The sequence below is a fragment of the Gordonia sp. NPDC003376 genome, from assembly GCF_053589235.1.
The window spans coordinates 49360-69166 of record NZ_JBSFRM010000027.1 but is presented as its reverse complement, the minus strand read 5'-3'; the positions used below and the strand labels follow the sequence as shown (position 1 = coordinate 69166).

General features: G+C 66.4%; 12 protein-coding genes and 1 pseudogene. All 13 read left to right on the top strand.

Translation table 11 applies throughout. The annotated features are described in order from the left end of the window. Positions 1 to 365, top strand: a pseudogene (locus ACWDUA_RS21330) (ABC transporter ATP-binding protein); the annotation flags it as partial. A 6-nt stretch (positions 366 to 371) separates the two neighbouring features. Continuing rightward, complete coding sequence (locus ACWDUA_RS21325; protein ID WP_449753008.1) at positions 372 to 1178, top strand: MlaE family ABC transporter permease; 807 nt, start codon at positions 372 to 374, stop codon at positions 1176 to 1178. Positions 1179 to 1180: 2 nt separating this feature from the next. Further along, positions 1181 to 2053, top strand: a complete 873-nt coding sequence (locus tag ACWDUA_RS21320) for an MlaE family ABC transporter permease (RefSeq protein ID WP_020789723.1) — start codon at positions 1181 to 1183, stop codon at positions 2051 to 2053. 3 nt (positions 2054 to 2056) lie between these two features. After that, positions 2057 to 3385, top strand: coding sequence for an MCE family protein (locus ACWDUA_RS21315; RefSeq protein WP_449753007.1), 1329 nt, complete (start codon positions 2057 to 2059; stop codon positions 3383 to 3385). Further along, positions 3382 to 4467, top strand: coding sequence for an MCE family protein (locus tag ACWDUA_RS21310; RefSeq protein ID WP_449753006.1), 1086 nt, complete (start codon positions 3382 to 3384; stop codon positions 4465 to 4467). Before ACWDUA_RS21315 ends, ACWDUA_RS21310 begins: the two co-directional genes overlap by 4 nt. A 41-nt stretch (positions 4468 to 4508) precedes the next feature. Next, positions 4509 to 5612, top strand: a complete 1104-nt coding sequence (locus ACWDUA_RS21305) for an MlaD family protein (RefSeq protein WP_449753010.1) — start codon at positions 4509 to 4511, stop codon at positions 5610 to 5612. Next, positions 5612 to 6958, top strand: a complete 1347-nt coding sequence (locus tag ACWDUA_RS21300) for an MCE family protein (protein WP_449753005.1) — start codon at positions 5612 to 5614, stop codon at positions 6956 to 6958. Before ACWDUA_RS21305 ends, ACWDUA_RS21300 begins: the two co-directional genes overlap by 1 nt. 10 nt (positions 6959 to 6968) lie before the next feature. Next, on the top strand, positions 6969 to 8228 hold the full coding sequence (locus ACWDUA_RS21295) for an MCE family protein (protein WP_449753004.1): 1260 nt from the start codon (positions 6969 to 6971) through the stop codon (positions 8226 to 8228). Further along, positions 8225 to 9511, top strand: coding sequence for an MCE family protein (locus tag ACWDUA_RS21290; protein WP_449753003.1), 1287 nt, complete (start codon positions 8225 to 8227; stop codon positions 9509 to 9511). Before ACWDUA_RS21295 ends, ACWDUA_RS21290 begins: the two co-directional genes overlap by 4 nt. A gap of 117 nt (positions 9512 to 9628) precedes the next feature. Beyond that, positions 9629 to 10300: a hypothetical protein gene (locus tag ACWDUA_RS21285; RefSeq protein WP_449753002.1), complete on the top strand. Its 672-nt coding sequence runs from the start codon at positions 9629 to 9631 to the stop codon at positions 10298 to 10300. After that, positions 10300 to 11472: a hypothetical protein gene (locus ACWDUA_RS21280; RefSeq protein WP_449753001.1), complete on the top strand. Its 1173-nt coding sequence runs from the start codon at positions 10300 to 10302 to the stop codon at positions 11470 to 11472. Before ACWDUA_RS21285 ends, ACWDUA_RS21280 begins: the two co-directional genes overlap by 1 nt. A gap of 309 nt (positions 11473 to 11781) precedes the next feature. Then, positions 11782 to 15279, top strand: coding sequence for a DNA-directed RNA polymerase subunit beta (gene rpoB, locus ACWDUA_RS21275; protein ID WP_449753000.1), 3498 nt, complete (start codon positions 11782 to 11784; stop codon positions 15277 to 15279). Between the two features lie 44 nt (positions 15280 to 15323). Continuing rightward, positions 15324 to 19283: a DNA-directed RNA polymerase subunit beta' gene (locus ACWDUA_RS21270; protein WP_449752999.1), complete on the top strand. Its 3960-nt coding sequence runs from the start codon at positions 15324 to 15326 to the stop codon at positions 19281 to 19283. The last annotated feature ends 524 nt before the right edge of the window (positions 19284 to 19807 follow it).

The following is a 19807-nucleotide window of genomic DNA, read 5'->3' as shown; positions in this document are numbered from 1 at the left end:
CCGAGATCATTCCGCAGGTGCAGCCGAATCCGGGGATGCCCGAGCGTAAGGCGGTGGGGCGGCATCGGCAGCGGGTGTTGGAGTTGTTGCCCAGCCTGCCTGCCAACGCCCAGCTCGCCATCCGCGAGTCCATGGCGCAGGAGGACGAGGTCCTCGCCACCAAGCGTGCCCACGAGCAGGGCCAGGGCGGCGCCGCCGAATGGACCGCCGCCCCCGGCGCGGTTGCGGTCGCCGACGCGCCGACCGACGTCTACGACTTCGGTGGGAACGATGCCCCCACCCAGCAGTGGGAGGCGCCGGCCGAGGGCACGACCGAACAGATCGACACCACCAAGAAGCCACGACACGGCGACGGGCGGAGCTGACACACCATGGCCAATGCCACCACGCGTGGCGTCGACCGGATCGCAAGAGCGGGGACCGGTGCCCTCGAACAGACGGGCAACATCGTCCAGCTCTTCGTCGACGTCGCACGCCAGACCTTCGTGCGCCCGTTCCAGTGGCGTGAGTTCATCCAGCAGGCCTGGTTCATCGCCAGCGTCACGATCCTGCCGACGGCGCTCATCGCGATCCCGTTCGGCGCGATCGTCTCGCTGCAGACCGGCTCGCTGATCAAGCAGCTCGGCGCCGAGTCGTACACCGGCGCCGCCAGCGTGCTCGTGGTGATCCAGCAGGGATCCCCACTGGTGACCTCACTGCTCGTGGCGGGAGCCGCCGGCTCGGCGGTCGCCGCCGACCTCGGTTCGCGGACGATCCGCGAGGAGATCGACGCCATGCAGGTGCTGGGCATCAACCCGATCCAGCGTCTCGTGGTGCCCCGCGTGCTGGCCATGGTGCTGGTCGCGATCCTGCTCAACGGGCTGGTCGCGGTGGTCGGCATCGGTGGTGGCTACTTCTTCAACGTCGTCATCCAGGGTGGCACCCCGGGCGCCTACCTGGCCTCGTTCGGTGCCCTCGCCCAGCTACCCGACCTGTGGATCTCCACCGTCAAGGCCGCGATCTTCGGTGTCCTCGCCGGCGTCGTCGCCGCCTACAAGGGGCTCAACCCGAAGGGTGGCCCGAAGGGAGTCGGTGATGCGGTCAACCAGTCCGTCGTCATCACCTTCCTGCTGCTGTTCCTTGCCAACCTGATCATCACGGCGGTCTACCTGCAGATCGTCCCGCCGAAGGGGAGTTAGGCGTGACCGGTGGGGTGACGATCTCCAAGAGCCGTCCCGAGTACTACCTGTACGAGGCGCGTAAACAGCTCGGCAAACCGCTGAAGATGCTCGACGGTGCCGGCGACCAGATGTCCTTCTACGGCCGCACCCTGGTGTGGATCCCGCGGACCCTGGTGCACTACACCCGCGAGGTGCTGCGACTGCTGGCCGAGGTGGCCTTCGGGTCCGGCGGTCTCGCCGTCATCGGCGGCACCGTCGGCGTGATGGTCCTGATGTCGGGGTTCACCGGCGTCGTGGTGGGCCTGCAGGGCTACGCGGCCCTCGACCAGATCGGTTCACAGGCCCTGACCGGCTTCTTGTCGGCCTACGTCAACACCCGTGAGGTGGCGCCACTGGTGGCCGGCCTCGCGTTGTCGGCGACGGTGGGCTGCGGCTTCACCGCGCAGCTCGGTGCGATGCGCATCTCCGAGGAGATCGACGCCCTCGAGTCGATGGCCGTGCCGTCCATCCCGTTCCTGGTCAGTACCCGTGTGATCGCCGGCTTCATCGCCGTCATCCCGCTCTACGTACTCGGCCTGCTGTCGGCGTACCTGGCGTCCCGGGTGATCACCACCGTGTTCAACGGCCAGTCCGGCGGCTCCTACGACCACTACTTCAACCTGTTCCTGCCACCCGCGGACGTGTTGTGGTCGTTCGGCAAGGTACTGGTCTTCGCATTCGTGATCATCCTGGTGCACTGCTACTACGGCTACTACGCCAGCGGCGGTCCGGCCGGCGTCGGCGTGGCCGTCGGACACGCCGTCCGAGCGGCCCTGGTGCTGATCGCCGTACTCGACTTCTTCCTGGGTCTCGCGATCTGGGGCACCACCACGACCGTCAGAGTGGGAGGTTAGGCCGTGGCGACCACGCGCCGCCGACTGCTCGGCATCGCCTTCCTGGTCGTCGTCGCGTTGTTCTTCACGCTGACGATCATGAAGTTCAACAAATCCTTCACCGACTTCACCACCGTCACCCTGCAGACCGACGCGATCGGCAACGCGCTGCCCGCGAATGCCGACGTCAAGGCCCGCGGCGTGGTGGTCGGCGAGGTCCGCAGCGTGCAACCGTCCCCGGACGGCACCGTCGACGTGGAGCTCGGCCTCGATCCGTCGATGGCCGCACAGCTGCCCACCACGACCACCGCACGCATCCTGCCCAAGACGCTGTTCGGTGAGCGATACGTCGACCTGCAGGTCCCCACCACCGGTGGACCCGGCCTGTCCGACGGCGACACCATCGCCACCGACAAGTCCGGTAACGCCAAGGAAGTGCAGGAGCTCTTCGACAAGCTGTTGCCGGTGCTGCAGGCCATCCCGCCGCAGGACCTCAACGTCACGCTCACCGCACTGTCGTCGGCCCTGCAAGGACGCGGGGAGAAGCTCGGCGCCACCGTGGAGGACCTCAACACGATCTTCTCGGCCGTCGACGACAACATCGGCGCGCTGCAGGGAACCGTGCGTGGTCTCGCGAGTTTCTCGCAGACCTATTCCGAGGCGCTGCCGGACGTGATCGACGCCCTCGACAACCTGCGGATCACCACCAACACGATCAACGAGCGGCAGAACGATTTCCGCACCCTGATCTCGACGGTCGGCGTCGCCGCCACCGACGCCACCGGCTGGCTCCAGCGCAACGGCGACAACCTCGTCGACCTGTTCGTCGACTCCGAGCAACTGCTCACCGGCCTGGCCAAGCAGTCGCCGACCTTCGTGTGCACGTTCCGCAACTTCGCGACACTGGTCCCGGAGTCCAGGAACATCGTCGGTGTGGGTACCCCCAACCCGGGTGTGCGCGTGAACCTGCAGTTCGTCAACCCGCGCGGGCGGTACCTGCCCAACCAGGACGAACCCCGGTTCTTCGACCTCGACCCGCCGGCCGTCTGCTACGAACCGGCCACCGACGGTCGTCCGTTCCCGCAGTACCCGGGCGGTGGCCTCGCCGACGGCTCCTACCAGCCGCCGTCGCGCAATGCCGGTCCACGCAACGTGCAGACGTTGCCGCAACCGCAGTTCACCACCACCCCGGTCGGCACCATCACGTCGTCGCCCTATGACGACCCGAACTACCGGACGCAGCTCAAGGTGATCTACGGCAGCACCACCGGAACCCGACCGGCCGACGTGCCGACCTGGGTCACCATGATCGGCGGACCCGCGCTGTCGAAGGCGGAGGTACACATCCAGTGAGATCGATCGTGGCACCGCTGGTCAAGCTGATCACCTTCGCCGTGGTCACCGTGATCGCGACGAGCCTGCTCGCGCTGACCATCGCCAACGCCGGCGGCGGCGGGAACAACAAGTACAGCGCCGTCTTCTCCGACGCCGCCATGCTCAACCCGGGCGACGACGTCCGGATCGCCGGTGTGCGGATCGGCCAGGTCACCGACGTGTCGGTGTACGAGCAGAACAAGGCGATGGTGAAGTTCAGCGTCGATCGTGCGTCGCTGCCCACCGGCACCCAGCTCTACATCCGCTACCGCAACCTCACCGGCCTGCGGTACCTGGCGCTGGAGAAGGGTGCGGGCGATGCGTCGTCGGCGGTCGGACCGGGGCACACCTTCGGCACCGACCCGGCCGACGTCGACACTCATCCGGCGGTCAACCTGACCGAGTTGTTCAACGGTTTCAAGCCGTTGTTCCGGCAGCTGTCGGCGGCCGACGTCAACACCCTGTCCGATCAGCTCATCAAGATCTTCCAGGGAGAGAGCGACAACATCAGCTCGCTGGTCTCCAACACCTCGTCGCTGACCAACTCGCTGGCCGACCGGGACAAGGTGATCGGGGAGCTGATCACCAACCTCACCTCGGTCCTCGACACCGTCAACCGCAACGACGAACAGTTCGGCTCACTGCTCGACAACACCTCCAAGCTCGTGAGTGGTCTTGCTGCGCAACGTAATTCGGTGGGCTCGGCGATCACCTCCGTATCCAACCTGACCACCGTGACCGGGTCGATCCTGTCCCAGTCGCGGCCGGCCATCCAGGGTGACATCGCGGGACTGAAGGCGCTGGCCGACCAGATCAACGCCCGCAACGACGACGTCGCGCAGATCCTGACCAACCTGCCGGTGAAGCTGGAGAAGATCGGCCGGGCGGCGACGTTCGGCTCGTGGTTCCAGTTCTATCTGTGCGGTATCGACGTCGTCGCCGGCAACGGCAAGTCCACGCTGCTGACGCAGCCGCTGGTCCCGCTGCCCGACATCAACCACGTGCTCTACACCAGTGCGGCCACCCGCTGCTGGCGTGACGGAACGCAGCCAGGGGGGTGAGCGAGAACATGGCAGACCGCAACCACGACGCAGGGGAGAACATGAGCGAGGCGTCCAGCGCCGCAGGGGGGTCGAGCGCCGCAGGGGGGTCGAGCGCCGCAGGTGCCCCGGCTGCGACACACCCGCACCGGCGCTTCGCCGGTCGCCGCAGTCCGGTCAGCATCGGCGGGATCGGCATCCTGATCATGCTGATGGTGGCCACCTCGGCGTTCTACCTGAACTCGCTGCCCCTGGTCGGGCAGGCCGCCACCTATACCGCCAAGTTCACCGAGGCCGCCGGACTCAAGCCGGGCAACGAGGTCCGGGTGGCCGGTGTGAAGGTCGGCGAGGTCAACGCCGTCTCTCTCGACGGGGATCGCGTCAACGTCGACTTCCGGGTGTCCAACACCTGGATCGGCAACCAGACCCAGGCGTCCATCCAGATCAAGACGGTGCTCGGGCAGAAGTACCTCGCACTCGTCCCGCGTGGCGACGAGGCCGCCGACCCGGGTGTGCCGCTGACCGACACGGTCTCGCCGTACGACGTGATCGAGGCGTTCTCCGATGCCACCGATCAGATCCAGGACCTCGACACCACCCAGTTGGCCACCTCGATGCGCACGCTGAGCGAGGCGTTCTCCGGGACGTCGGGGGACATGGGTCCGGCACTCGAGGGCATCTCGCGGTTGTCCAACACCATCGCCAGCCGTGACCAGGAGGTGCAGAAGCTCCTCGAGGCCACCAAGCACACCTCGAAGATCCTGGCCGACCGCAACGAGGAGTTCGTCAAGCTCATCGCCGGTGCCGGACAGCTGCTCGACGAGCTGAACAACCGCCAGAAGAGCATCTCCGCGCTGCTGACCAGCACCACCACGCTGTCCAACGCGTTGTCGGGGATCGTCAAGGACAACCAGGCCCAGATCGGGCCCGCGCTGACCTCGCTCAAGGGTGTCAACACGCTGCTCAAGGAGCAGAACGCGAACCTGCAGGCCTCGATCACCAACATGGCGCCGTTCTACCGGCTCTACGCCAACGTGCTCGGCAACGGTCGCTGGTTCGAGTCGGTGGTGACCAACCTCCTGCCGCCGGGTCTGCCGCAGCAGAACACCACCCGACCGCCCAACAAGACAGTCCTGCAGAACAACGGCGGAACAGAGGCCGGATGATGACCACTGCTCCTGATCTCACCAACACCTCCGGCCCCGGCCGGTGGTTCACCCCGCGGCACATCGTGTTCATCGTGCTCGGACTGATCCTCGCGCTGATCGTGGCGGGCGCCCTGTGGTGGGTGTTCTCCTCGGTCGGCACCACCAAGGTCACCGCGACGTTCAAGCGCACCGTCGGCATCTACGAGGGCTCGGATGTCCGCGTGCTCGGCGTCGCCGTCGGCAAGGTGGACAAAGTGGAGCCGTCCGGCGACACCGTGAAGGTCACCATGACCGTCGACCGCGGCATCGACCTGCCCGCGGATGTGCGTGCGGTGCAGGTGATCCCGTCGGTCGTCGCCGACCGCTACGTGCAGCTCACCCCGGCGTACTCCGGTGGTCCCAAGGCCTCGGACGACATCACGTTGTCGGTGGACCAGACGATGGTCCCGGTGGAGATCGACGAGGTCTACTCCAGCGTGCAGAAGTTGTCGGAGGCCCTCGGCCCCAACGGCGCCAACAAGAACGGTGCGGTCAGCGAGCTGGTCCGCACGGGCGCCGACAACCTGCAGGACAACGGTGCCAAGCTCGGTCAGGCCATCGAGCAGCTGTCGAAGGCCAGCACCACGCTGTCCGACGGCCGCGGCAACCTGGTCGACACGATCAAGAACCTGAACGTCTTCGTCGGTGCACTTCGGGAGAACGATGCGCAGGTCCGGCAGTTCAACACCCAGATGGCCGAGTTCAACTCCTTCCTCGCGGGGGAGCGTGACCAGCTCGGTACCGCACTCAACCGGCTGTCCATCGCACTCGGCGACGTCGCCGGGTTCATCCAGGACAACCGAGAGCAGATCGGGGAGACCCTCAAGGACCTCACCCCGACCACCCAGGCCCTGCTCAACACCAAGACGTCGCTGAAGGAGGTGCTGACGGTGCTGCCGCTGACGATCAACAACCTGATCAACGCCTACGACGCCGAGTCCGGCACCCTCGCGATGCGACTGACCATCCCGGATCTGCAGGATCTGATCGGCACGCAGTGCAAGCTGCTCGACCTCGGTCAGCTACTGCCGGGCAACCCGGCCGCCGTCCAGTTCTCCGACACGCTCGCGCCGATCATCAACCAGTGCACGACGCTGGGCAGACAGATCACCAACGGCGTGCTCGAACCGCTGCTGCCGGTGCTGCCGTTCGGCATCATGAGCAACAACAAGCTGCAGCGCTACCCGGTGCCGGGCACCGTCCCGGGGACGCCGAACCCGAATCTCAGTCCGGGTCCCACGAGCACACCGCGTCCGTCCACGCCGGCACGGCCGTCGACCAGCCGGCCCGCGTCGGCACCGCGCACCGGAACCGGGGGTAACTGAAATGCGCCGCATGCGTCTTCCCCGGATCCCGGCCCTACTGGTGGGCTTGCTGACCGCGCTCATGGTGGCCGGATGTGCCACGAACGGCATCCAGTCGATCCCGCTGCCGGGCGGCGTCGACGTCGGCGACAACCCGCGGACCTACCGGATCCAGTTCGCCAACATCCTGGATCTGGTGCCGCAGTCGGTGGTCAAGCAGAACGGCATCGCGATCGGTCGCGTGACCAAGGTCGAGGTGCCCGACAACGAGTGGTACGCGCTGGTCACCGTCAAGGTGAAGAACGAGGTGAACCTGTCCGACGAGGCACGTGCCTCGATCCAGCAGACATCCCTGCTCGGTGAGAAGTTCGTCTCGCTCGACGAGCCGAGGGATGCCGAGAACGCGCCGCGTCAGAACCCGGATCAGGCGATCCCGCTGGACCGCACCCGCACCGCGACCGACATCGAGCAGGTGCTCGGCGCGCTCGCGATGCTGCTCAACGGCGGCGGGATCAACCAGCTGCAGCCGATCGTCAGCGAGCTGAACAAGGCGTTCGAGGGCCGGACCAACGAGTTCCGCGGTCTGATCGAGAACGCCGACAGCCTGATCGCCAGCCTGAACCGGCAGCGTGACGACCTCATCTCGGCGATCGACGGATTGGCGAAGCTGTCGACGCGGGCCAACAACCAGACCGAGCAGATCGAACGCATCCTGCAGCAGATGCCGGCCGGTGTGGCGGTGCTCGAGGAGCAGCGCCCGCAGTTCGTCGACCTGCTGACCAAGCTGGACACGCTCGGCGTGGTGGGCACCGACGTGCTCGGCCGCGCCCACGAGGAGATCGTCACCGACCTCAAGGCGCTGCGTCCGGTGCTGACCGAGTTGGCCAAGGCCGCCCCGGACCTGATCACCGCGGCCCCGCTGATGCTGACGCACCCCTTCCCGGACTGGTTGCTGCCGGGTGTGCAGGGCGACTCCACCAACCTGTTCATGACGCTGGATCTGCGGACCCTCAACCAGCTCGAGGCGCTCGGTGTGGGCCAGGGCAACCCGGTGTACTCGCCGCCCAAGCGTTACAACGTGCCGGTGAATCCGAAGAACCCGTACTACAACGGCAACGGTCCGCGGTACGGCTGGCCGACCATCACGCTGGTCCCGCCCGGTCCCGACTCACGTCCGGGGCCCAACACCCCGCCGTCCGGTGGCACGTACCCGGCGTCCTTCGCCCCGGTCCCCGAACAGGGGCAGGGCATCCTGGACGGCACCCTGGCGACGATCGGAGTTCCCGCATGATCTCCCGCATCGCGAAGATCCAGCTGATCGTGTTCGCCGTGGTCGGCATCGTGGCCCTGGTGTACGTCGGCGCCAAGTACGCCCGGCTGGACAAACTGGCCGGGGTCGGCACCTACAAGGTGACCGCGGAGATGACGGCATCCGGTGGCATCTTCACCAACGCCGAGGTGACCTACATGGGTATCCCGGCCGGCCGCGTCGGTCCGTTGACGCTCACCCAGAAGGGGGTGAACGTCACCCTCGACATGGATTCGGGTGGGCCGAAGATCCCCGCCGAGGTCAAGGCAGTGGTGGCGGAACGGTCGGCGATCGGTGAGCAGTACATCGACCTGCAGCCGATGTCGGCGTCGGCGTCGGGGCCCTATCTGGAGAACGGATCGGTGATCACGGCCCAGAACGTGTCGCTGCCGCCGCCCCTGGAGGACGTGGTGAGCTCGGCGATCGATTTCACCGGGTCGATCCCGGTGGACGATCTGCACACCGTCATCACCGAGCTGGGCAAGGCGTTCAACGGGCAGGCCGACAACCTGACGCGGCTCGTGGACTCGCTCAACAAGCTGGCCGAGGCCGGGGCGGACAACATCGGTGACACCATCTCGTTGCTGCAGAACTCTCAGGTGGTGCTCGGTACCCAGGCCGACCAGTCCGACGAGATCCTGAACTGGTCGCACAATCTGGACCTGGTGTCGGCGACCCTGGCGACCGCGGATCCGGATCTGCGGCGCCTGCTGACCACGGGCACGGCATCGGCGACGCAGCTGTCGGCGCTGATCCAGAAGAACGGTGGCGACCTGGGCAAGGTCGTCGGCGACCTCGCGGAGGTCGCCCGCACCATCGAGCCGGCGAGCTACACGACGTCGATGACGTTCGCGATGTTGTCGGCGTTGTCGGCGGGCAGCCATTCCCCGGCTCCCGGCGACGGTCAGATCCACTTCGGTGTGGTGCTCGAGACAAACAATCCGGCGGCGTGTACGCGCGGATACGAGAGCACCCAGAAGATGATCGACGAGATCAAGAAGAAAGACCCGACCTTCGATGTCCGCTACGACGACTTCCCGTTCAACACGAACGCGTCGTGCACGGTGCCCTTCGGCAATCCGACCGGCGTGCGCAGCGCGAACCGTGTCGAGTACGCCAATCCGGCCACTGCGCAGCCGTGGGACACCACCCCCAAGAAGGATCCGGACCGTCTGAACCTGAATCCGCTGGCCACTCAGCTGGCGTTCCTGCTGGGCGTCAAGCCCAAGCAGCCGGGCGGATTCGGGGACGGACTGGGCGGCTGAGCACATGGCGAGCTCTCAGGTCTGATCGGTACCGTGGCGCGCGACGACGACGGGGTGACCCGCTCGAGTCGCGGTCACGAGAAGGGCATCGAGCCCGGTGAAGTGAGTTAGGACGGCGTGGCGAACAAGCAGGACAGCAGTACCCAGGACAGCAGTACCGCAGGAGAACAGACGGACCGGGGTGCGCTGATACGCACCATCGGCGGGGTCGTGGCCATCGTGGCCGTACTCGCCGCCGTGGTCTGTGTGGCCGTCTTCGGGTACCGGGCATACGACGTGTACACCTCTCAGGGTCCGACACAGTCGGCACGCGACGAGGCGACCGGCGCCGCGGAGCAGGCGATGCTGAACGTCACCACCATCGACCCGAAGGACATGGCGGGCTTCGACAAGCGGCTGGAGAGCAGCTTTGCCGGTGACGCCCTGACCCAGGTCCGCCAGCAGATCGTGGGCAGCCTGGAGCCGACCCTCAAGCAGGCCGGTGACCAGGTGGGCTCGACGTCGTCGCGGATCGTGCGGTCGGCACCCACCGAGGTGAACGCCGACGAGAACAGTGCCCAGGTGCTGGTGTATCTCGCGGTGACCGGCAAGACCCCGGGCCAGGCCGCAGAGACCCCCAACACGATGGGATTCCTGGTCGGGATGAGCAAGATCGACGGAACGTGGAAGGCGGTCAAGGTGACCCCGCTCGACGGCATCGCCGTGCAGCCGACCGAAAGCGCCCAGAACGGGGGGAGCACCCAGAACGGGAGCACCCCGTCCAGCGAGGCCCCGGCAGGGGGTAACTGATGGCGAACAAGCAACCGCGTCGGTCCGGGTACCGGCCGAGGGTGGCCGGCACGCGCCGGTCGGGTGACGCCACGGAAACGACCGGCGCAGAGACGACCGGCGCAGAGGCGACCGGCGCAGAGGCGACCGGCGCAGAGGCGACCGGCGCAGAGGCGACCGGCGCAGAGGCGACCGGCGCAGAGGCGACCGGCGCAGGGGCCGTCGAGTCGGCGACGGATGTCGAGGAGACGCCGACCGAGATCACCGAGGTGATCGAGAAGTCGGCCGAGGACTCCGACAACAGCACGGACCCCGACAGCACGGACCCCGACAGCACGGGCTCGGAGAGCGTGGATCACGGCACCACCGATTCCGGTGCCTCAGAATCCGACGGCGCAGAGTCCGACAGCGCAGAATCCGACGGTCCGGAGCCTGTCGGGCTCTCACTCACCAAGTCGGACAAGGACTCTGGTGATATCGAGCCGGACGCGTCCGTGTCTGGGGATGCCGCCTCCGGTGATGCCGACCCCGACGAACCGGCCACCGGGCGTCCGGTCCCCACCGGCAAGACGCGCACGGTGTCACGGGTGTCCACGATCAGGCCCCAGGCCAGGCCCGCGGCTCCGTCGTCGTCACGGTCGGCCCGTCCCGCCAAGGCCCGCAGGACGCGGCGCCCGAGCGGCTCGGGACCGTTCTCGACCCGTCTGATCGCGATCCTGGCCGGTGTGGCCGCGGTACTCGCGGTCGTCGCGGTGATCCTCGGGTTCCATCCCGGGGTGTCGATCGGGGCCAACCGGGCGTTCCTGGACCAGACCGCCACCACCGACCTCACCGCACAGGCACAGACCAAGGTCTGCACGGCGATCGCCGCCGACGGCACCAAGGTCGACCAGTGGGCCGGCAAGGCGCGCGCCGTGCTGACCGGGCAGGCGCTCAAGGAGTTCAACGACTACCTGCCGACCCAGAAGCAGTTGCTCGACCAGACCAAGGCCGTCGCCGAATGTCGTGTCGATGCGATCGGCGTCCGCGACCTGACCGGTAACGGCGACGGGGCGACCGCGGTGGTGCTGGCGAACCTGGTGGTGAGCGAGAGCGTCAACGGGCAGGCCACCAACAGCGGCACGCCGCGGACCCAGCTGCATATGGTCAAGCAGGGCGACCAGTGGCTCATCTCGCAGGTGGAAGCGGTCTGACATGGGTTTCTTTCCACAAATCGGCGCGTAGCGCTTGACGTGGGGGCTTCCGGGGGCCAATCTGTCACCAGCGATTCAGCGCAGGCAGCCACCGGCGCGAATCCTTCTCCCGGACGCCGCTTGACAAAGTGGGTCTGATTCCTGCTATAGTTGGACGTTGCGCTGGCTGCCTCCTGTCCACCTAACGATCTTCCTTCCGCACACTTCGTGTGAGCTGTGGGTATCGCCGTTCAGGTTGTCACCAGCGAACGGCCCACCCGGCCACGCTTACCGAAGCTAGGCAGACACATCGTGTTGGAAGGACGCACCTTGGCAGTCGATCGCCAGTCCACCTCAACCACCATCCCGGGCGCACCGCACCGCGCCTCGTTCGCAAAGATCAGCGAACCCTTGGAGGTACCGGGCCTCCTCGACCTCCAACTCGACTCGTTCGAATGGCTTGTCGGGTCTCCCGAGTGGCGCGCGAAGGCGATCGCCCGTGGTGACGACAACCCGACGGGTGGTCTCGAGGACATCCTGCACGAGTTGTCCCCGATCGAGGACTTCTCCGGCTCGATGTCGCTGTCCTTCTCCGATCCACACTTCGACGAGGTCAAGGCCTCCGTCGAGGAGTGCAAGGACAAGGACATGACCTACGCGGCGCCGCTCTTCGTCACCGCCGAGTTCATCAACAACAACACCGGTGAGATCAAGTCGCAGACCGTCTTCATGGGCGACTTCCCGATCATGACCGACAAGGGCAGCTTCATCATCAACGGCACCGAGCGTGTCGTGGTGAGCCAGCTCGTCCGTAGCCCCGGCGTGTACTTCGATGCCAACATCGACAAGTCCACCGAGAAGACCCTGCACACCGTCAAGGTCATCCCGAGCCGTGGCGCATGGCTGGAATTCGACGTCGACAAGCGCGACACCGTCGGTGTCCGCATCGACCGCAAGCGCCGTCAGCCGGTCACCGTGCTGCTGAAGGCGCTCGGCTGGACCAACGAGGAGATCACCGAGCGTTTCGGGTTCTCCGAGATCATGATGTCCACCCTGGAGAAGGACAACACCGCCAACCAGGACGAGGCGCTGCTCGAGGTCTACCGCAAGCTGCGTCCGGGTGAGCCGCCGACCAAGGAGTCCGCGGAGAACCTCCTCGAGAACCTGTTCTTCAAGGACAAGCGCTACGACCTCGCCCGCGTGGGCCGGTACAAGGTCAACAAGAAGCTCGGTCTGACCGCCAACCCGATGACCGGTGAGTCGACGCTGACCCGTGAGGACATCGCGGCCACCGTCGAGTACCTGGTCCGCCTGCACGACGCCGACCCGCACACCGTCGGGTTCTCCACCGTGGCCGGTCCGGGCAGCCTCGAGGTGCCGATCGAGGTCGACGACATCGACCACTTCGGCAACCGTCGTCTGCGTACCGTCGGCGAGCTGATCCAGAACCAGATCCGCGTGGGCCTGTCGCGTATGGAGCGTGTCGTGCGTGAGCGCATGACCACCCAGGACGTCGAGGCGATCACCCCGCAGACCCTGATCAACATCCGCCCGGTCGTCGCCGCGATCAAGGAGTTCTTCGGAACCTCCCAGCTGTCGCAGTTCATGGACCAGAACAACCCGCTGTCGGGTCTGACCCACAAGCGTCGCCTGTCGGCGCTGGGCCCGGGTGGTCTGTCCCGTGAGCGTGCCGGCCTCGAGGTCCGTGACGTCCACCCGTCGCACTACGGCCGCATGTGTCCGATCGAGACCCCTGAGGGACCGAACATCGGTCTGATCGGTTCGCTGTCGGTGTACGCACGGGTCAACCCGTTCGGCTTCATCGAGACCCCGTACCGCAAGGTCGACAGCGGCCTGGTCACCGACGAGATCGTCTACATGACCGCCGACGAGGAGGATCGCTACCTCATCGGCCAGGCGAACACCGCCTACGGTCTGGACGGCCGTATCACCGACGAGCGCGTCCTGGTGCGTAAGAAGGGCTCCGAGGTGGAGTTCGTCGGCGCCGACCAGGTCGAGTACCTCGACGTGTCGCCGCGCCAGATGGTGTCGGTCGCGACCGCGATGATCCCGTTCCTCGAGCACGACGACGCGAACCGCGCCCTGATGGGTGCCAACATGCAGCGTCAGGCCGTCCCGCTGGTGCGCAACGAGTCGCCGCTGGTCGGCACCGGCATGGAGCTGCGTGCCGCCGTCGACGCCGGTGACGTCATCGTGACGGGCAAGACCGGCGTGGTGGAGGAGGTCTCGGCCGACTACATCACCGTGATGGCCGACGACGGCACCCGCGACACCTACCGGATGCGCAAGTTCGCCCGCTCCAACCACGGCACCTGCGCCAACCAGCGTCCGATCGTGGACGAGGGGCAGCGTGTCGAGGCCGGTCAGGTCCTCGCCGACGGTCCGTGCACCGAGAACGGTGAGATGGCCCTGGGCAAGAACCTGCTCGTGGCGATCATGCCGTGGGAGGGCCACAACTACGAGGACGCGATCATCCTGTCGCAGCGCCTCGTGGAAGAGGACGTCCTGACCTCGATCCACATCGAGGAGCACGAGATCGACGCCCGCGACACCAAGCTCGGTGCCGAGGAGATCACCCGGGACATCCCGAACGTCTCCGACGAGGTGCTCGCCGATCTCGACGAGCGCGGCATCGTCCGCATCGGTGCCGAGGTCCGCGACGGCGACGTCCTGGTCGGCAAGGTCACCCCGAAGGGTGAGACCGAGCTGACCCCGGAAGAGCGTCTGCTGCGTGCGATCTTCGGTGAGAAGGCCCGCGAGGTGCGCGACACCTCGCTGAAGGTGCCGCACGGCGAGACCGGCAAGGTCATCGGTGTGCGCGTGTTCAGCCGCGACGACGACGACGATCTGCCCCCGGGTGTCAACGAGCTGGTCCGCGTGTACGTGGCCCAGAAGCGCAAGATCCAGGACGGCGACAAGCTGGCCGGCCGCCACGGCAACAAGGGCGTCATCGGCAAGATCCTCCCGCAGGAGGACATGCCGTTCCTGCCCGACGGCACCCCGGTCGACATCATCCTGAACACCCACGGTGTGCCGCGTCGTATGAACATCGGCCAGATCCTGGAGACCCACCTCGGGTGGATCGCCAAGGCCGGCTGGAACGTCGACGTCGCCGGTGGTGTGCCGGAATGGGCGTCGAAGCTGCCCGAGGACATGTACTCGGCGGCCCCCGACACCAACACCGCCACCCCGGTGTTCGACGGTGCGCGCGAGGAGGAGCTGACCGGTCTGCTCAGCTCCACCCTGCCCAACCGTGACGGCGAGGTCATGGTCAACGGTGACGGCAAGGCGATGCTGTTCGACGGTCGTTCCGGCGAGCCGTTCCCGTACCCGGTGTCGGTCGGCTACATGTACATCATCAAGCTGCACCACCTGGTGGACGACAAGATCCATGCGCGTTCCACCGGTCCGTACTCGATGATCACCCAGCAGCCGCTCGGCGGTAAGGCCCAGTTCGGTGGCCAGCGCTTCGGTGAGATGGAGTGCTGGGCGATGCAGGCGTACGGCGCCGCCTACACCCTGCAGGAGCTGCTCACCATCAAGTCGGATGACGTGGTCGGCCGCGTGAAGGTGTACGAGGCCATCGTCAAGGGCGAGAACATCCCCGAACCCGGTATCCCCGAGTCGTTCAAGGTGCTTCTCAAGGAGCTCCAGTCGTTGTGCCTGAACGTGGAGGTGCTCTCCAGCGACGGTGCGGCGATCGAGATGGCCGACACCGACGACGAGGACCTGGAGCGTGCCGCTGCCAACCTCGGCATCAACCTGTCGCGCAACGAGTCGGCCACGGTCGACGATCTCGCGAACTGACCGCCCTCACCACCACTGACAACAGAGCTCTGGAAAGGTAACAAGTGCTCGACGTCAACTACTTCGACGAACTGAAGATCGGTCTCGCCACGGCCGATGACATCCACAACTGGTCGTACGGTGAGGTCAAGAAGCCCGAGACGATCAACTACCGCACCCTCAAGCCGGAGAAGGACGGCCTGTTCTGCGAGAAGATCTTCGGACCGACTCGCGACTGGGAGTGCTACTGCGGCAAGTACAAGCGCGTCCGCTTCAAGGGCATCATCTGCGAGCGCTGCGGCGTCGAGGTCACCAAGGCCAAGGTGCGTCGTGAGCGGATGGGCCACATCGAGCTGGCCGCCCCGGTCACCCACATCTGGTACTTCAAGGGTGTGCCGAGCCGGCTCGGTTACCTGCTCGACCTGGCGCCGAAGGATCTCGAGAAGATCATCTACTTCGCCGCCTATGTGATCACCTCGGTCGACGACGAGCTCCGTCACAACGAGCTGTCGACCCTCGAGGCCGAGATCGAGGTCGAGAAGAAGACCGTCGCCGACCAGCGCGACGCCGACCTGAACGAGCGTCAGCAGAAGCTCGAGCAGGATCTGGCCGAGCTGGAGGCCGAGGGTGCCAAGGCCGACGTGCGCCGCAAGGTCCGTGACGGTGCGGAGCGCGAGATGCGCCGCATGCGTGACGCCGCGCAGCGTGAGCTCGACGGTCTGGCCGAGCTGTGGGACAAGTTCACCAAGCTCGCCCCCGGTGACCTGATCATCGACGAGAAGCTGTACCACCAGCTGCAGGACCGCTACGGCGAGTACTTCACCGGGTCCATGGGTGCCGAGGCCATCAAGAAGCTCCTCGAGAGCTTCGACATCGAGGCCGAGGCCGAGTCGCTGCGCGAGACCATCCGCAGTGGCAAGGGGCAGAAGAAGCTGCGTGCGCTCAAGCGCCTCAAGGTGGTTGCGGCGTTCCAGCAGTCCGGCAACTCCCCGCTGGGCATGGTGCTGGACGCGGTTCCGGTGATCCCGCCGGAGCTGCGCCCGATGGTGCAGCTCGACGGTGGCCGCTTCGCCACCTCGGACCTCAACGACCTGTACCGCCGTGTGATCAACCGCAACAACCGCCTCAAGCGACTGATCGATCTGGGTGCGCCCGAGATCATCGTGAACAACGAGAAGCGGATGCTGCAGGAGTCGGTGGACGCCCTGTTCGACAACGGTCGTCGCGGCCGTCCGGTCACCGGACCGGGCAACCGCCCGCTGAAGTCGCTGAGCGATCTGCTCAAGGGTAAGCAGGGTCGTTTCCGTCAGAACCTGCTCGGCAAGCGCGTCGACTACTCGGGCCGTTCGGTCATCGTCGTCGGCCCGCAGCTGAAGCTGCACCAGTGTGGTCTGCCCAAGCTGATGGCCCTCGAGCTGTTCAAGCCGTTCGTGATGAAGCGTCTGGTCGACCTGAACCAGGCCCAGAACATCAAGTCGGCCAAGCGCATGGTGGAGCGTCAGCGCCCCGCCGTGTGGGACGTCCTCGAAGAGGTCATCGCCGAGCACCCGGTGCTGCTCAACCGCGCACCGACCCTGCACCGTCTGGGTATCCAGGCGTTCGAGCCGCAGCTGGTGGAGGGCAAGGCCATCCAGCTGCACCCGCTGGTGTGTGAGGCCTTCAACGCCGACTTCGACGGTGACCAGATGGCAGTGCACCTGCCGCTGTCGTCGGAGGCGCAGGCCGAGGCCCGCATCCTGATGCTGTCGAGCAACAACATCCTGTCGCCGGCGTCGGGCCGTCCGCTCGCCATGCCGCGTCTGGACATGGTGACCGGCCTGTTCTACCTGACCACCCTCAAGGACGGCGCGAACGGCGAGTACCAGGCCGCGACCGCCGACGAGGCGGAGCAGGGCGTGTACTCGAGCCCGGCCGAGGCCATCATGGCCGTCGACCGCGGTGCGCTCACCGTGCAGTCGCGGATCAAGGTGCGGCTGAAGGATCAGCGTCCGCCGGCCGAGGTCGAGGCGGAGCAGTTCCCGGACGGCTGGCGTTACGGGCAGCCGTGGACCACCATCACGACCCTGGGTCGGGTGCTGTTCAACGAGTTGCTGCCGGCCGAGTACCCGTTCGTCGACGAGCAGATGCCGAAGAAGCGTCAGGCCGCGATCATCAACGATCTCGCCGAGCGTTACCCGATGATCGTCGTCGCCCAGACCGTGGACAAGCTCAAGGACGTCGGCTTCTACTGGGCCACCCGTTCGGGTGTGACCGTGTCGATGGCCGACGTGCTGGTGCCGCCGGCCAAGGCGGAGATCCTCGAGCGTTACGAGGAGCGGGCCGACGGCCTGGAGCGCAAGTTCCAGCGTGGTGCCCTGACCCCGGACGAGCGCCGTGACGCCCTGGTGGAGATCTGGAAGCAGGCCACCGAAGAGGTCGGCAAGGCGATGGAGGACTACTACCCCGAGGACAACCCGATCATCATGATCCCGCGGTCGGGTGCCACCGGTAACCTGACCCAGGTTCGTAACCTGTCGGGCATGAAGGGGCTGGTGACCAACCCGAAGGGTGAGTTCATCCCGCGTCCGATCAAGTCCTCGTTCCGCGAGGGCCTGACCGTGCTCGAGTACTTCATCAACACCCACGGTGCCCGTAAGGGTCTGGCCGACACCGCCCTGCGTACCGCCGACTCGGGCTACCTGACGCGTCGTCTGGTGGACGTGTCGCAGGACGTCATCGTCCGCGAGACCGACTGTGGCACCGAGCGCGGCATCCTGGTGCCGCTGGGTGAGAAGCAGCCGGACGGTTCGATCATCCGCGATGCGCACGTCGAGACCTCGGCGTACGCCCGCACCCTGGCGTCCGACGCCGTGGACGCGAACGGCAACGTCGTCGTCGAGCGTGGCCACGACCTGGGTGACCCGGCCATCGAGGCCCTCCTCGGTGCCGGCATCGCCGAGGTCAAGGTACGCTCGGTGCTCACCTGTGGCACCGGTACCGGTGTGTGCGCGATGTGCTACGGCCGTTCGATGGCGACCGGCAAGCTCGTCGACATCGGCGAGGCCGTCGGTATCATCGCGGCCCAGTCGATCGGTGAGCCCGGTACCCAGCTGACCATGCGTACCTTCCACCAGGGTGGCGTCGGTGACGACATCACCGGTGGTCTGCCGCGTGTCCAGGAGCTGTTCGAGGCCCGCGTCCCCAAGGGCAAGGCCCCGATCGCCGAGGTCTCCGGACGGGTGCGTCTCGAGGACGACGACCGCTTCTACAAGATCACCATCATCCCCGATGATGGCTCGGAAGAGGTTGTCTACGACAAGATCTCGAAGCGTCAGCGTCTGCGTGTGTTCAAGCACGACGACGGCTCCGAGCGTCTCCTCGCCGACGGTGACCACGTCGACGTCGGTCAGCAGCTCATGGAAGGTGCCGCCGACCCACACGAGGTGCTGCGCGTGATGGGCCCCCGTCAGGTGCAGGTGCACCTGGTCAACGAGGTCCAGGAGGTCTACCGCAGCCAGGGTGTGTCGATCCACGACAAGCACATCGAGACCATCGTGCGTCAGATGCTGCGTCGCGTGACGATCATCGACCACGGCTCCACGGAGTTCCTGCCCGGTTCGCTGGTCGAGCGGTCGGAGTTCGAGACGGCGAACCGTCAGGTCGTGTCCGAGGGTGGCGAGCCCGCTGCCGGACGTCCGGTCCTGATGGGTATCACCAAGGCCTCGCTGGCCACCGAGTCGTGGCTGTCGGCGGCGTCGTTCCAGGAGACCACGCGTGTCCTGACCGATGCGGCCATCAACAGCCGCAGCGACAAGCTGATCGGTCTCAAGGAGAACGTGATCATCGGTAAGCTGATCCCGGCCGGTACCGGCATCAACCGGTACCGCAACATCCAGGTCCAGCCGACCGAGGAGGCGCGCGCCGCGGCGTACGCCATGCCGGCCTACGACGACACCTACTACAGCCCGGACGGCACCTTCGGTGCTCCGTCGGGTGCTGCGGTGCCGCTCGACGACTACGGCTTCTCCGGCGGCGACTACCGGTAGACGGTTGTAGCGCAAGACAAACACCCGCCCCCACGCTCTCGAGCGTGGGGGCGGGTGTTTTTTGTGTGGTCGGCGCCTTCTCCGATGATCGAGCCGGGACTTGTGTGCTGATTGAGCCGGGACCGAGCCGGAAGGGGGCTGTTTCAAAATGGCCGACAGCCAGAATCTTGAGGACGAACGCTCAGTTCGCCGAAGGCGGTTTGGTCCCCAAATCGCTTACGCGGCGATTCAGCCCCTCTTTTTCGAGGACCAGCTGGCTCTGTTCTTGAAAATGAAACAGCCCCGAAGGGCGAGGACCCGTGTCGAAATCTGGTGGGTCGACGGTGTTGGCGACCACGTCCGGGGTGGTTGCGTCGGCGTCGTCGGCCGGCGGGGGTTTCGACTCGACTTGTCGCTGCGCTCCTCGTCGGCTCAACCAGCGTTGGCCTGATCGCTGATTGAGCCGGGACCGAGCGTCGCGAGGACCTGTGTCGAAACCTCTGTCGGTTGTGCTTGGGGGTGGCAATCTCTGGGGTGGTTGCGTC